This is a genomic window from Paenibacillus monticola, from assembly GCF_009664975.1.
GTDB classification, from domain to species: domain Bacteria; phylum Bacillota; class Bacilli; order Paenibacillales; family Paenibacillaceae; genus Paenibacillus_AQ; species Paenibacillus_AQ monticola.
On sequence record NZ_WJXB01000007.1, the window covers coordinates 42,107 to 57,788 of the forward strand.

Genomic DNA, 15,682 nt, shown 5'->3' on the forward strand with positions numbered 1-15,682 from the left:
TTACAGGAATCCCCGCAGCCGCATGGCTTGCGGGTTTTCGTGCGGCCCCTGCGTTTCTTGTAGGATTGGGCAAAAAGTGAAAAGGAACAGGCAAAGGTCTCGATGAAGCGCAGACTATAATGAGTGTAGCCTTGGACGAGCGGCGGCGATCGGATATGCCGCCAGGGTGAACTGGGCAGTTCTACTACTCAATACTTAGGAGGAATTTATTATGCGTGTTTTTGTCACTGGTGCTACTGGTTTTGTCGGCTCTGCCATTGTACGTGAATTAATAGATGCGGGGCATGAAGTACTTGGCCTCGCCCGTTCGGATGAGGCTGCAGCAACGCTCACTGCTGCCGGGGCCGCTATACACCGCGGTTCTTTGGATGATCTAGACAACTTGCGACAGGGAGTGGCTGCAACGGATGGCGTTATCCATGCCGCTTTCATTCATAACTTCGCGGATCTTAGTGCTGCAGGCGAGACAGACCGGCTTGCGGTCGAAGCAATGGGTGCCGAACTCGCACAATCAGGCCGGCCGTTGGTCGTAACCTCTGTGATCGGGCATCTCACACCAGGTCAGCTAGGTACTGAAGAATCTGCTCCCGATATGAGCTCTTCCGCGAAGCATCGCGCGGGTACAGAAGAAGCAGCGCTTGCGATGGCGTCGCAGGGCGTACGTGTATCGGTAGTGCGGCTTCCATTGTCCGTTCATGGCGATGGCGATACCGGATTTGTACCGGGCCTAATCCAGATCGCCCGCAACAAGGGTGTGTCGGCCTATGTGGGGGATGGCCTCAACCGCTGGCCTGCCGTGCACCGGCTTGACGCTGCACATCTTTACCGGCTGGCGTTAGAGACAGCTCCTGCCGGGGTCAAGCTCCATGCAATTGGCGACCAGGGGGTGACAATTCGTGAGATTGCTGGCGTAATCGGCCTCCAGCTCGGGCTGCCGGTTGTCAGTATACCTTCTGAAGAGGCACCGGGGCATTTCGGCTGGCTGACTCATTTTGTTTCGATGGACATTCCGGCATCGAGCAGTTGGACTCAAGAGCAGCTCGATTGGCGCCCTATGCATCCGGCGCTCATTTCTGATCTTGATAGGGAGCAGTATTTCACAACAAACACTAATGGGAATGGCTGATCTCTGACATTGTCACTGATTTACACTTGGACTCCTAAGTTTAGTTTTAAATAGTTCACCCATTCTTGTTTATATCATTTGATAAAGCTTGGTATTTTCATAAAAAAAGACGACTCTTTATTCAGCTATAAATGCTGAGTAAGAGTCGTCCATTTCACCCAAATTCTACACTTGATAACTTACTAAAGCTTTTCATACAAATCAATTAGTTGGTTTCAACAACTCGCTTACCGTGACAAAGTGGTATCCTTCGGCGTCTAACTGTTCCACCAGAATTCGGACGGCTTCAATCGTTTGTTCCCGGTCACCATATCCATCATGGAACAACAAAATGCTTCCGTTCTCCAGGGTTAACCGCGTTTGTTCCAGAATATAGTCAACTCCAGGCTGCTCCCAGTCCTTGGCCTCTCCGTTAACGCAACCTATGGATTGATGTCCCGACTCTGCGGCTAGAGCCAGGATATCATGATTAACTGCAAAATACGGCGGTCTAAAAATAGCGGCAGGTTTTCCCGTCACCGTCCGGATTCTCTTATTCGCAAGCTCCAGTTCGATCCGGGCTTCTTCAATTGTTAGCTTTGTCAAATCAGGATGTGAATAGGTATGATTGGCTATTTCGTGCCCGGCGGAATATACCTCAACTGCAATATCCTCGTACAAATCAATTTGCTGCCCAACCATAAAGAATGTCGCATAGCCGTTAACTCGTTGGAATATATCCATTAACTGTCTTGTATACAGCGGATCCGGCCCATCATCAAACGTAAATGCAATAACTTTTTTCGAGGTCGGAACTTTATTGATCAACCTTAATTCCACCACACTACCACTCCTCAGATTTATTGCAAAGGCTTAGTCCTAACCTATTTTACGAACAAAGGGCCGATAATTCAAGATGCGTTCAATTTCATCCAATGTCTCTTCCGATAACGTTAAGCTGCTTGCTGCGACATTATTCTCAATCTGTTCGGGTCTTGAAGCTCCTGTAATCAAGCTGCTAATCTGGGGATTTTTGAGCACCATGCCAGCGCCAGCACGGAAAGACTTATATTAAGACCGGCTGCGACCTCCATCAGTTGTTCCACTTTATTTAAATTGTCCTCTGTAAGGAGGTTGTTAATCTGCCTGTCGGCCTGGTGAGTAGCCCGGGAACCTTCAGGAATAGAGTGTCCTTTGCGATATTTCCCAGTTAGGAGCCCCTGGGAAAGTGGGCTGAAGGGAACAATTCCTAACCCGTGCTTCCGGCAAATTTCTATCATTTCGTCCTCAATATATCTGTCCAACATATGATATTGAGGCTGAATGACTGACATGGGGCGGAGACCCATTTCCTTGATCACATTCATGGCTTCCGTAACCTGCACAGGTGTCCATTCGCTGACGCCGTAGTATAGAACTTTGCCCTGTGCCACTAAATCGCTTATCGTCTGCAGGGTTTCTTCCAAAGGCGTACTTTCATCATAGCGGTGACAAAAATACATGTCCAGATAGTCTACCTGAAGATTCTTAAGAGACTTGTCGACTTGCTCTATGATGTGTTTTCTGGACAGCCCTCTATCGTTAACACCATTACCGGTTGGAAAAAAGACTTTGCTTGAAACGACAAAAGAACTGCGTTCGAACTCCTTTAGTACTTTGCCAAGGAAAACTTCCGCCTCCCCGCCGCTGTATGCATCCGCACAGTCGAAAAAGTTAACGCCTAGATCGTAAGCACTTCTTATGCTTTTCTTGGCTGCATCCGCTGCTTCCGTATTTTTAACTTCAGTCATCCAGCTGCCTAGCGCAATTTCGCTTACCTTTAACCCCCATTTGCCAAGATTCCGATATTTCATAGGTAATCTTCCTTTCTCTCATTCTCAAAATGTGCATCCGGTTGATCTGGTCATGCATTACACGCACAACTGCCGAGTAGCTCTTACATTCCCCTTCTTATCGCATATTAACAGTAACTATGGCTTTCATCGCAAACTCTCCCTGTGGGCTAACCCTTGATCGCACCGGCAATCATACTCTTCTGAACCTGTTTGTTAAGCAGCAAATAGATCAAAATTGTGGGGATGGTCGTAATCATCAGCCCCGCCCCAATAATTCCCCACTGTGTAATGTAGGTACCGACCATCGACATCATGCCCACCGTTAGCGTCTGATAAGACTCCTTATTGATGAAGGTCACGGCGAACATCAGCTCGTTCCAGCAGGATAGAAATGTAAAAATCGCGACCGTAGACACTGCAGGACGAACGAGCGGTAATATAATGGAGAAAAAAGTTCTGTAAATTCCACAGCCATCAATAACAGCAGCTTCCTCCAGCTCACGGGGAATGCCTCTAAAAAAGCTGCCGAGGATAAACACGGCCATCGGGATCCCAAATGCGACATAAGGAATTATCAAAGCCCAATAGGTGTTTAGCAACCCCAAATTCTTCAAGACCATAAACAAAGGCAGCAAAGCTGCATGAATCGGTACCATCATCCCCAAAAGGATAATAGTCATGGTTAAGTTGCTGAGTTTCCAATTCATTCTCGTGATGGCGTAACCGGTCATGGCTGACAGGATCAACACGAGGATGATGGTCACGACCGTTACCAGTACGCTGTTGAAAAAATAAGTCAATATGTGTCCATCGGACAAAGCCTTAGCATAGTTGCCCCATAATAATTGTTTAGGAAGTCCCAGTACATCTCCGCTGAATATCTCGCTGTTATCTTTTAGTGAGAAAAAGGCGAGCCAGATAAGCGGATAAATTTGCGTAACAGCAACTAGGATTAACACTACTTGCAACAGTATTTTTCCTATAAATTTAGGTTTCTTCTGCAATACTGCTTCAGCGGCATTCACTATTCTCACCCCTATTCCGTTTTGAAAAATTTATTGATAATCAATGTGAAAAGCAAACACTCGAGAATAATGAACACTGAAATTGCACTGCCGTATCCATAACGGAAAGCATCAAAAATAGTCGTGTACATTAATGTGCTCGGCACTTCCGTGGTGAAGAAAGGTCCACCGCCTGTCAGCACATAAATCAGGTCGAATACTTTAAATGCACCGATGACGGAAAAGACCAGGCATACTTTAAGGATAGGTCTCATTAACGGAATGGTGATCAGAAAGGCTGTTCGTATGCGGGAAGCCCCGTCAATCTTTGCGGCTTCAAAAATATCCGTCGATATCGACTTTGCTCCGGCATACATCAGCAGCATATGATAACCGATATATTGCCAAAGAGTTGGAATAAACGAAGCAATAAGTGCTGTTTTCTTCTGGCCAAGCCAGTCCTGCATCAGATTGGAAAGACCTACGTTCTCCAGCAGCGAGTTTAGAAGGCCGTAATCCGCATTATAGATTTTGGACCAGAGCTGGGCGATAACTACAGTTGAAATCAGAACAGGAATAAAAAATACTGTACGGTAAAAACCTTCCCCCTTCACATTGGATGCCAGGATAAGGGCCAGAAAAAGAGATATGGGTAATTGAATAAAAATAGATGCAGCTGCAAACAAGAGCGAATTTTTGATGGAATTTAACGCCCGAGAATCCGAGAACATCTCAACATAGTTATGAAAGCCAACATACACACCCTTTCCGATTCCATCCCAGTCCAATAAACTGTAATAACTGGAGACGAATATCGGAACTAATACAATTGCACAAAAGATAAGAAATGTAGGAAGAACAAATATAGCAATGGCAGTCTTATTGGAAAATACAGAGTTCATCGTCCTTCTCCTCTCAAAGATGTGGTCAGGGATGCTTCCCTGACCACATCATGTTTGCCTTTATTCCACGATTAGAGATTTAGTTCCGTCGGTTTAAGCTGTGCCATCTGTTTGCAGAATTCCTCCGGAGAGATGTCCCCTGATAACAGCTGCGCAATTAAGTTTTTGTGAGATTCTGCTGAATCGGCAGGAAGTATATTATCCCACCATGCAATATATGATGTTGCCGTTTTCATAATCTCTGCGCTGGATAGATCCAGCGTGGAAAGCCCCGAGGTGTCCAACTCGTCCGTATTCCAGCTTGGAAGTCCCGCGCCGGCCAGGTAGCCCTGCGTGCCGAGTTGTTCACTCAGATACATCAGGAAATCAACCGTTTCTTTAGGATGATTGGTTTTTTTACTGATGTAGAAGCCGTCCACCGCTCCACCGAATATTTCGGTGCTTTTCCCTTTTCCGTCTTCAAAGACCGGGAAAGGAATGACCTTTACTTTGCCTTTAACCGCTGAAGACGGATCTTCGATGCCGGCGTTTACCCAGTTCGCCTGAACCATCATGGCCCCGTTCCCTGCATTAAATGCGCCGAGCATTTCATCATAGCTCATGCTGAACATGCTGCTGTTAAAAGCGCCAGCCTTGGCAAGTTCCTGCATTTTCGCCGCTGCAGCTACAAAGTCCGGTGTATTCCATTTCGCAGGATCTTTAAATGCCTCCATCACCTGATCATTTCCAGCCTGGCGCATCGCTATGATATCGTACCAATACATGCCAGGCCAGCGGTCTTTTTCTCCCATGAGGGCCGGAGTAATTCCTGCTGCTTTTAGTTTATCTATAGCATCAAGCAGTTCAGAATAGGTCGTTGGCAGTTTGGCTCCCGCTTTGTCAAACAATTCTGTGTTTACATAGAGATTCGCAATATGGGTGTAGACCGGAAGTGTGTAAATTTTCCCGTCTTTCTCGATGGCTTCTGCCATGCCCGGTCCCATTCTGGACTTAATATCATCCGTCAAATAGCTGGAGATCTCAAGAACATTACCGGATTTAATATAGGGTTCCATAAAGCTGCCTCCGCCCATGCCGTAAAAGATATCCGGCGATTCGCCTGCGGCAATGGAGGTCTTAATTTTGGTCTTGTATTGCTCGCCTGTTGTACCTGTCCGATCAATCTGAATATCGGGATGCTCAGAATTCCATTTTTCGATGATTTGCGGTAGCAATTTGGCCGACGGATCCGTATTACCTACAGACTGATCCCAGAGCGTTAACTTTATGGGTCCGCTTTCATTTGACTGCGCCCCATTTGAAGAATCAGACGAACAAGCAGCGATGCTGCCTGCCATTCCTACAGCCAAAACCATTCCCATCGTTCTTTTTAATAGCGTTTTCATTTATGAACCTCCCTATGAATATTCATTGTTTCTATATCAAATTCTAGAGAAATCCCCTCTGCAACTCCATTCAAAATACAGGCATTTCCTTTTAAAATTCAAACATCATTCTCAGCTGTTTCTATACTCGTTCATGGGCCTACCCAGACTTTTTTTGAATAACAGACTAAAATAATGCGGATCGATAATACCTACCTGTTCGCCGATCTCATATCCCTTTAAGTCCGTTCGCTTCAGCAGGGCTTCTGCCTTTTTCATGCGTATATTCGTAAGATACTCGACAAAGGTCTGCTTAGTCTCCTTCTTCATGAGTCGTCCCAAATGGCCTGGACTGACAAAAAATGCGGCAGCCGTACTCGCTAATCCCATTTCGGGATTGCTCATGTTGGTTTCCAGGTATTCTTTCACTTGGCTGATCAGGTTGCCTTCTTTGGTTTGCTTTTTCGAATAGATAGCCATTGCGACATGAAGAACATAACTCTCCAAGGACTTCGTTAATTCCGGAAGATGATCGGCCGTAAGGATGGAGACGAGGGTTTCTCTAATATCAGGTTCGTCCTCGATCTGTTGTTCAATTGCCGCACGCTGACATTCTCTGAATACATCCATTGCCGCCATACGGAACTGCGATATACTGGAAAACGACACGTTAAAGATAGCGATTAAAACCTCAACCACCCGTTCAGAGGACCCGACACTGATATAGAACTGAAGCTGCTGAAGGAGAGAAGCGTTTGACCGATACTGCTGATCTCCGTTCTCTACGATATCTTCGAAGCAAATTACCTGGTTCTTCCCTACGAAAGCCTGATAATAAAGTGCACGGCAGGCTTCCTGATATCCCAAATGTGCCGCTTCAATGTTTTCAAGTTTTTGCCCGATTCCGATGCTTACCGTGCAGCGGCTGGATTGGGTCAAATTTGTGATTAACTCTTCGCAACCTGCGGCCAGATTGGCATCAGGGTTCTGGTTAACGATGATAATTTGATTCCGAGTATCCGTTAAAATAATCACTTGGGGATTCTCTCTATAAAACGCTTCTATTTTCTTTCTGCATTCCATTCTTAATAGAATCAGTTGCTCCTCGGTCTGTTTCACTGAAACTGGGGAAATCTCAATAACGGCTATTTGAAGCGCTCCTGCTCCACAGCATAGGAGCACTCCGAAATACTCCGCTTTTTCGCAAATTTCTTTTCTTGAAAGAGTGCCGTTTAACCAATGAAATAGAAACTTCTCCTTGAGATAAGGGAAATTCTGCTTAAGCTCTTCCTTCAGCTTCTCCAGTTCCAGCTCCCGTGCCCGCTCTTCATTTATTTTCTGTCTTAGCTTTTCGGTAACATGAAGCAACTCCGAGGCGTGAATCGGCTTTAATATAAAATCTGTTATTCCGATCTTGATACTTTTGCGAGCATATTCAAATTCGTCATGACCGGTAACGACCACAATTTTTATATCAGGGTACTTTTTTAACACCCTTTCACTAAATTCAATTCCATCGATAGAAGGCATATAAATGTCCGTGAAAATGATATCAGGTTTATGCTCGTCCACAAAATGAAGCGCTTCAATGGCATTGGAAGCTTCGCCGATAATGGTCATGCCCTGCTTGCCCCAGTCAATGCGCATTTTCAGCAAATTCCGTATGAGATACTCATCATCAACAATTAACACCTTTAATTCGCCCATGCTGGATCCACTCCATTCGGTATACTTAATGTGATCACAGTTCCCTTACCCGGTTCACTTTTTATGTGAATACAGTCTCTATCTCCATAAAAAATGCGTAAGCGTTCCATAGTTCCCCAGAGGCCAAAGCTCTGATTTTGACCTTTTCTTTCTGTGTACAGGATCTGTGCAATCTCTTCTTGCGACATTCCCACACCGTCGTCAGCTATGGTTATACTTACTTTATCATTCATACAACTCACACTGATTCCTATCGTTCCCTGTGATCCTTTAGGCCGTATCCCGTGATAAAGGGAGTTTTCCACCAATGGCTGCAGCACAAGCTTCGGGATTGGATAATGGCAGCATTTCTCGTCCACTTCAAACTGAACGTCGAAGACATCCGGATAACGCGTCTTCTGGATTATCAAATAATTACGAACAATTTCAACTTCTTCACCTATAGTAATAATCTCTCTTCCTTTGCTGACGCTCAAGCGATAGTAACTCCCCAAAGCCTCAATCAGTTCACAAACCTGTTCGTTTAATCCGGACAATGCTAACGAGGTAATCGAATCCAATGTGTTATATAGAAAATGGGGTTTGATTTGGGCTTGCAGCGTATTTAATTCCGCCTTGCGAAGGGTGTTCTGCTCTTCAATAATTCGTTTCAGCATTTGCTCGATTTGCTCGATCATATCGTTATGCCCTCTGAATAATTGCTCAAATTCATAACTGTTCAACTCGACGTTTACTTTTCTGAAATTACCGCTTGGCGCTTTGTTCATGGAACGCAAAAGTTTATGAATCGGTTTAATGATACTGCGTGAGATAATGAATGAACTTACAAAGAACACAGTTCCATTGATCACAAGCAGAATCAGTGCCAAAAGAACAAGTGATTTATTTTTGAAATCGGCGGTTCCATATGAATTAACACTAATAAACTTCCAGTTGTAATTTCCTCCCGTCAAATAAGAAACCGTGTATTTGTGTGAACCAGAGTTTAGGGTAAGAGATCCGGAGCGTCCCTGCCTGAATTTTTCTTCAAGCCGGTCTTTATTGGCTGTCACGATCTGCTGAAGAACTGCACCCTGTTGTCCCAAGGTGGGATTAGCTACAATCATTTGACTGTTTTCATCCAAAATAGCAATCTCAAATGAGTTTTCATTCAGCAGATTGGAATATGCCTGAACAAATGAATCCGCCTTAATGTTCATGACCAAAACGCCAAGGGGAGATGTGTCGTCGATATCGCGTATCAATCGGATAACAGATATAAAATCCCCTTTGGCAGTTCCTTCGGAGAACGCTCCACTCCCATTCAGTCTCAATATGTACTTTCCTTCATTTTGAACCACCTGTTGATACCACGGAGCATCCTTTACACTCGCTTCTTTAAAAGTCGGCAGTTCCTGAGTCCCAATAGAAAAACTATGATCTGAATTGTCAAAAATATAAACGGAATCGATGACTGGAACCGCTTGCATTAGGTTGTACAAATAAGTACTAACCTTAGACTGGGTTTCCAAATTGGCGTATACATTCCCTTGTCGGAGCAAATTTTGTAGATTATAATCCGAAAAGATCATCTTCGAATAGTTGTTAACGTTTCCAATCATTAAATCAACATTGGTCTGTATAGATGTAATCGTTTGTAGCGAAGCCTCACTGATTTTCTTCTGTGCTGAATTCGAGGAAATTTGGTTAAGCACCAAATAACTGAACCCCAGTGTGAATAAGATCACCAGAAAATAAGCGAACGGTATTTTAAAGGCTAATTTCCTCGTTTTACTGCGAAATAAGGATCGAATGCTTTTAATATGCAAGTTCACGGCTTGGCCCTCCAATTTCAAGATTAAAGTCTCTCCAGATCACTTCCTCCTATTTATACAGAACTACGTAATTTTTTCAAGTACTATCTAGCTGCCTCTCTCCTCTTCTGACTCACACCATTGCCTAATCATGCCATCGATTAAAATAGGTGATTAAGAGGATTAGGCAATCATCTGGCATGAATGGTATAACGATTCCTTTATCATTTGGAGCATAATAAGAATGTAATGGATAAGCTTCATCGATAGAGAATCAATATTCCTAAACATATGGAGGATATTTCATGTAAAAAGTAATTTTGAACAATGGTGTAGAGATGCCAGTGCTCGGCTTTGGTGTGTTTCAAATTGCTGATCAAAGTCAATGTGAACAAAGCGTTTATGACGCTATCACAAGTGGTTACCGGTTGATTGATACGGCTGCGTCCTATCTGAATGAGGAAGCCGTCGGCAGAGCAATCAGACGAAGCGGTGTGGCAAGAGAAGAGTTATTTATTACTACGAAACTTTGGGTTCAGGATACCGGTTATGAGCGCACGAAGAAAGCCTTTGAGAATTCACTGAAAAGACTGCAATTAGATTATTTGGATCTGTATTTGATTCATCAGCCTTATGGTGATGTGTTTGGCTCCTGGCGTGCGATGGAGGAATTGTACCGTGAGGGAAAGGTCCGGGCAATTGGCGTAAGTAACTTCCATATGGACCGTCTCATCGATTTAATCATTCATAATGAAGTTGTTCCTGCCGTAAACCAGGTAGAGACGCATCCATTCAATCAGCAAATCGAAAGTGCAGCCTTCATGAAGGAGAATAAGGTCCAGATTGAATCTTGGGCACCTTTTGCAGAGGGGAAAAATAATTTGTTCCAGAATGAGCTATTGGGATCCATCGCTGAAAAGTATAATAAATCGGTTGCTCAGGTCGTTTTACGCTGGTTAACCCAAAGAGAGGTTGTCGTGATTCCAAAATCGGTTCGTAAAGAAAGAATGATCGAAAATATTAGTATTTTTGACTTTGAGTTGAGCCCAGAGGATATAAAGTCGATTACTACACTAGATACGAATCAGAGCCTTTTCTTCTCCCATCGTGATCCTGAAATGGTCAAATGGCTTAGTAACCGTAAACTTGATATCTGACAATCAGAAGATAAACAAAACCAGAGCAGATGCTGATTGTTCCTCCGATTGTTATTTTGCCATCTAATCCAATGATGCAGAAAAAAAGCACATAACCGTTATTCTGATCGCACTGAATGGTTGCCTATTCCTGTCATAGCATTAACTATACGGATCACTTTTGGTTTATAATCGAGAAAAAATATCTGAAGGAATCTTCATGTCAGACGCCATCCTTAATCCACAAAAAGAACTGGCGAAGCTCATTCAGCACTTTTCACCGATGGATGGTGTGTTTGAGACAGCTATTCCTAATCTTTTTATCATCCGATACTCCGAAATATCTGAACCTGCATACAGGGTATATAAACCTTCTTTTTGCGTGATTGCTCAGGGTTTAAAAGAGGTACTCTAGGCTCAAGAGCGATTTGAATATGGCTCAGCAGATTATTTGATCGCTTCCATGAATCTACCTGTAGTTGGCCAGATTATTAGAGCATCATCCGATATCCCTTATCTGAGCATTAAATTAGAATTTACACATGACCAGATTTTAGAGGTGATTAACGAGGTTAACGTTCGTATGGTACCAAATGACAACGCAAAGCGTGCCCTGTTTGTAGGTCAGATGGAGCACTTCTTAATGGATGCGACTCTAAGACTCATTGAATTACTAAACCAGCCGGAGGATATCCCGTTCCTTGCTCCACTGTTCACAAAGGAAATTATTTATACCCTTCTGAAGGGTCCTTACGGTGTTACGCTAGGTCAAATTGCCATGGAACGCAGCAATGCCTATCGAATAAGAGAAGCTATTGATCACATTACTACCAATTTCGATCAATCTATGCGTGTCGAAGAGCTTGCTGAAGCAGCGAGTATGAGCCTCTTCTCCTTCCACCGTAACTTTAAGGAAGTGACAGGTATGAGTCCCATTCAATTTCAGAAGCAATTGAGGTTGCAGGAAGCAAGGCGTTTATTGCTCTCTGAATCTGCTGAATCTGCTGAAGTCGCTTTCCGGGTCGGATATGAGAGTGCTTCCCAATTCAGCCGTGAGTATTCTCGTATGTTTGGTTCTCCGCCGAGATCCGACGTAAAACATTTAAAGGAAATGTATGATCCCGCTAAAAGTATTGTTTTCTTGGGGGACTAATGTTTACTGGGAATTGATTTGTGAAAAAAAGAAAGGAACAGTTACATCGGTAATCTGTTTCCTTCTTATTTTCGATCTGTTACAAGTCGTTGTACTAATTATCAAAAAATTCCTGTCACCATTTATCAATTATTACTGATTTTATAGTTACTTCGAAGAGTTCAAGTTAAACTTGATTGAATGCAGCCTATTAATCAGTATGTTTTATAATTAATTCCCTTAAATTGTTCTCAATCTCATCAAGTAGTTTTATTGCTGAGTCATCTATTCCTAATTTTGAAATGATGTCTACATCTGTGATTTCACCGAGATTGATTTTATAAACCTCTTCAGTTCCGTCTTGTACTAAATCAAATTGCCTCGATATATAATTCATTTGTTCCTCAGAAAACTCATAGGGTACTATGTCAAAACCGCATCCTAGATCCAAACTTTCGATTAAGGTCCAAACAAATGGCATACTTGCCATACCACCTGCATTTTCTCCTTGTTTATTAATATCGAGACGGAAATCTAATTCCTTTAAAATAAATGAAGCCGTATCTATATGTGATTCTTTTTTTATTTTTTGAAAGTAATTTTGAATTGTTGGAACTACATAATAATCTAGATAGTCATGTGGGTCTAATTCTAGGAAAAGTTTTAGAAACAGCTTTTCCCACTCAGTATTTTCAAAGTAATAGAATCCGATATCAGTTAGATACGTACTATCTTCTACTACAAACTCTTTTTTTCTTTTAGCACGTAGTTTTTGCCATTGGTCTGCCATATCCATAGAATTATAGAAGTCACTCTTCTCGTCTTTATTCATACCTGCAATTACCATGCCGTAAGGTATCATTACAAGTAAAATATTAACTAGCTTACACCATTTCCCCTGCTCTATAAACAATCCACCTTCAATCATCAATTCCAAATATTGTTCATCGTATTCAAAATTTAAAGTGTACGCCTCAGTTGAAATTATTTCATCTTTTGTAAATTTAGCATTCTCTCGGTACATGACTTCAGAACAAAAATTTATAAGAAAACTTATAAGTTTTTTTTGATCAACATTTGTCTTTGATGCAAGAATAGCTAGTAGGTGTGAAATAAATAGCATTGGTTGTTTAAAGATTTGTTTAGATTCAAGTAGATTTTTCTCTAAAAAAAGAAACGATTCTTCATCCGCCATAAATTCTCGAATGTACCAATATTCTTCACTATCTTGTATCTCTAACAGTTCATACTTTAGCTCTTCATCAATGTGACTACCGCGTATAAAGTCCTGCAAGTCCTCTTCCCAAAAGTACGATACTTCTCCTAATATTTCTTTTGTATAAGTTTCTACTACTTCATCATAAGCTATTTTCTCTGCCTTCCATTCTGCGTCTTCTTCAAAATCTTCTTCCTGGTCTTCATCAAGTTCCTCTTCCGTTTCATTCAAAAAGCTCATATAACTTTCTACAATCGTTTTAAATTCGCTTGTATATGGAAGTTCATATGTATTAAAGCTTTCCAAGATTTGATTGACTATGAATTTACAATAATTAACGTTATTTAATTCTATATATACCGATAACTTGTGTTCGAAATATTCTTCAATATATTTTTGAATGCGTTGTCTATTATCGTGTAAAAACATTGAATACTCATTAGGAAAAACCTCTTGAAACTTATGGACATCTAAATCCCCATTTTCAAAGCATATTCTTTCGAAATAAATATGAATGATCTCCATACCGTTCAATTTTAGACCGCATTCCAGATATCGAATGATTACTAAACGATAAATCATTTCTAGATTATAATCGTCAATCTCCACTTGTATATCACGCATCTGTTCATTGTAATTTTCAATATAGTTGATAAAAAATTTTGAGAAGTCGGTCTTCATTCTTGTACTATAACCACATAAAATACTATAAAAGCGGACTAACTGAGTAGTCTCCTCTAAGGAATCATAATAATATTCAAATTCGTTAGAATCTAAGTATTCCCGATAATCATTCGGTATCAAGGGCATTGATTCAAAATTATCAATACACTTTTTCATTAATGCTGAATACCGGACTTCTGAGTCCCGGGTGTAATGATTCAATAAATATGTTAATTGCCCATGATAACAACTTCCATGCGATAAGATTTCAAAATAATGCTCTATGTTATTACGCAAATAATTGAAAATATATTCCTGTGCAGAGGGATTTTGAAATTTAACTATAATTGTATATTCATCATCAAGGGCCATTGATTTAATAACTGTTTTCTCGAGTTCATCAACTACTTCTGCAAAGTTCTTTTTATCAATAACTCTCTGCATTTGTTTCAGACATCTATAGTATGTCTTCTTAATATGGTCGATTAGTGAAGGCACTGGGGATATCAATAGTATAACTGAGAGCAATTTTGCTTCTGAAGAAAGGTTGTTAAAGATTGCATTCCAAAAATTCTCTGGCCGTTCAATATAGTCCCAAAAGTGCTCAACGCATTCCTTTGGATGCTCGTTTAACTCGACATTTTGTAGAAACATTTCAATTACTCGGGGGTTATAATTCGCATGTCTTACTATTTCTTTGTGTTCACGGAATAACTCCTTAGTTTGCTGCCAATTTAATTTGGATTGCTGCAGATGACCAAAAAATATTCTGGCTTTCTCCACTTCACTGTATTCCTCTAATCTGCATTCTAATTTATACTTTCCTATTACCTCTTTGAGCTCTGCATGCTTCTCCAAACCCTGTTTTAATATGTACTCCCTAGTTGTTAGTATCAGGATGCAATTTTTCTCTATTTTAATTCTTTCAATAATTTTTGCGAGGCGTTGCTCATCTTTGCCAGCTATTGAACTTTCCTGAAATGTGCTGCCCCAAAAATCATCAAATATTATTACTTTCTTCCCTGGGCTCCTTTGTGCTATATAAATATCGTCTACTGATTTAATCCAGAAAAACTCTTCATATCCTTTTCGCTGGACAAAAAATCTGCCCAATTGATAGGCAATAGAAGTTTTCCCCATTCCAGGTTCACCCGATACAATTACTACCCGTTTTTCATTTAGTATCTTCATAGCTCTGCCATAAGCCTCTGTTTCCACAAAAACCGCAGACTTTTTCAGTGCTTCTTCAAACTCTCTTATTGATTCCTGCAAAAGCACGCTATGAACAGTACCATTTAACATGTTTTGCAATATTGATGTGCTTGGCAACCATAGTTTAGAATATTTCTTTTCAACAGCCTTATATAAATCATCATCAAGTAAGTTATTGAAATCTTTTTCAGTAATAATATCTGAACTGTCTACGATATAAGGAGAAAATAATTCTATTATTTGTTCCTTATTTTCTTTTGATAAATCCATAGAAACCCCTAATATATAACGGTCGGGGTTAAGTTTAATAACTTTATCTTTTTCTTTATTTTTCAAATGCCTATACAGAGTACGGTAATCACACTTCCATCTTTTTGCCTGGAGAATAATAGTATTATCAATATTAAAACAGCCTCCATCTACTCCCTGATCTTTGCCCTCCTTATATGATTCAAGAAAAATCCCATCTCTTTTTTGTACGATATCTCTTGCAAACTCCTGAAATTCCATTGGCTCTAATAATCTATGGAAATCATAATTACTCATTGAATTTCCTCCTGATATTAATTAAGCCTGACCTCCACAATTATTATGGCTGTCAGGCTAATAAAAC

General features: G+C 41.3%; 9 protein-coding genes and 2 pseudogenes. 3 read left to right on the forward strand and 8 right to left on the reverse strand.

All coding sequences use genetic code 11. The features are described 5' to 3' along the window. Nucleotides 1-211: 211 nt before the first annotated feature. Nucleotides 212-1,126 (forward strand): SDR family oxidoreductase, encoded by a 915-nt coding sequence (locus GJB61_RS18125; RefSeq protein WP_154120442.1) that lies wholly within the window; start codon nucleotides 212-214, stop codon nucleotides 1,124-1,126. A gap of 201 nt (nucleotides 1,127-1,327) precedes the next feature. On the opposite strand, the gene GJB61_RS18130 is transcribed toward GJB61_RS18125, so the two are convergent. The 7 genes and pseudogenes from GJB61_RS18130 to GJB61_RS18160 all read right to left on the reverse strand — a co-directional run bounded on the left by GJB61_RS18130 (nucleotide 1,328) and on the right by GJB61_RS18160 (nucleotide 9,731). Beyond that, nucleotides 1,328-1,945 (reverse strand): polysaccharide deacetylase family protein, encoded by a 618-nt coding sequence (locus tag GJB61_RS18130; protein ID WP_338115930.1) that lies wholly within the window; start codon nucleotides 1,943-1,945, stop codon nucleotides 1,328-1,330. A gap of 39 nt (nucleotides 1,946-1,984) precedes the next feature. Then, a pseudogene (locus tag GJB61_RS18135) lies at nucleotides 1,985-2,958 on the reverse strand (aldo/keto reductase family protein). A gap of 149 nt (nucleotides 2,959-3,107) precedes the next feature. Next, nucleotides 3,108-3,965, reverse strand: coding sequence for a carbohydrate ABC transporter permease (locus GJB61_RS18140; RefSeq protein ID WP_338115931.1), 858 nt, complete (start codon nucleotides 3,963-3,965; stop codon nucleotides 3,108-3,110). Nucleotides 3,966-3,976: 11 nt separating this feature from the next. Then, entirely contained in the window at nucleotides 3,977-4,846 is an 870-nt protein-coding gene (locus GJB61_RS18145; RefSeq protein ID WP_154120443.1) for a carbohydrate ABC transporter permease, read from the reverse strand. A 71-nt stretch (nucleotides 4,847-4,917) separates the two neighbouring features. Beyond that, the gene (locus GJB61_RS18150) at nucleotides 4,918-6,231 is read right to left on the reverse strand and encodes an extracellular solute-binding protein (RefSeq protein ID WP_154120444.1); all 1,314 of its coding nucleotides are present in this window, start codon (nucleotides 6,229-6,231) and stop codon (nucleotides 4,918-4,920) included. A gap of 111 nt (nucleotides 6,232-6,342) precedes the next feature. Beyond that, nucleotides 6,343-7,917: a response regulator gene (locus GJB61_RS18155; RefSeq protein ID WP_154120445.1), complete on the reverse strand. Its 1,575-nt coding sequence runs from the start codon at nucleotides 7,915-7,917 to the stop codon at nucleotides 6,343-6,345. Then, on the reverse strand, nucleotides 7,905-9,731 hold the full coding sequence (locus GJB61_RS18160) for a sensor histidine kinase (protein ID WP_338115932.1): 1,827 nt from the start codon (nucleotides 9,729-9,731) through the stop codon (nucleotides 7,905-7,907). Before GJB61_RS18160 ends, GJB61_RS18155 begins: the two co-directional genes overlap by 13 nt. 317 nt (nucleotides 9,732-10,048) lie before the next feature. Here GJB61_RS18160 and GJB61_RS18165 point away from each other — a divergent pair, with 317 nt between their 5' ends. Further along, nucleotides 10,049-10,867 carry an aldo/keto reductase gene (locus GJB61_RS18165; RefSeq protein ID WP_154120753.1) on the forward strand — a complete coding sequence of 273 codons (819 nt, stop codon included), beginning with the start codon at nucleotides 10,049-10,051 and terminating at the stop codon, nucleotides 10,865-10,867. Nucleotides 10,868-11,066: 199 nt separating this feature from the next. Continuing rightward, nucleotides 11,067-11,999, forward strand: a pseudogene (locus GJB61_RS18170) (AraC family transcriptional regulator). A gap of 190 nt (nucleotides 12,000-12,189) precedes the next feature. Here the strand turns inward: GJB61_RS18170 and GJB61_RS18175 are convergent. Further along, nucleotides 12,190-15,615, reverse strand: coding sequence for an nSTAND3 domain-containing NTPase (locus GJB61_RS18175; protein ID WP_154120446.1), 3,426 nt, complete (start codon nucleotides 15,613-15,615; stop codon nucleotides 12,190-12,192). Between the last annotated feature and the right edge of the window lie 67 nt (nucleotides 15,616-15,682).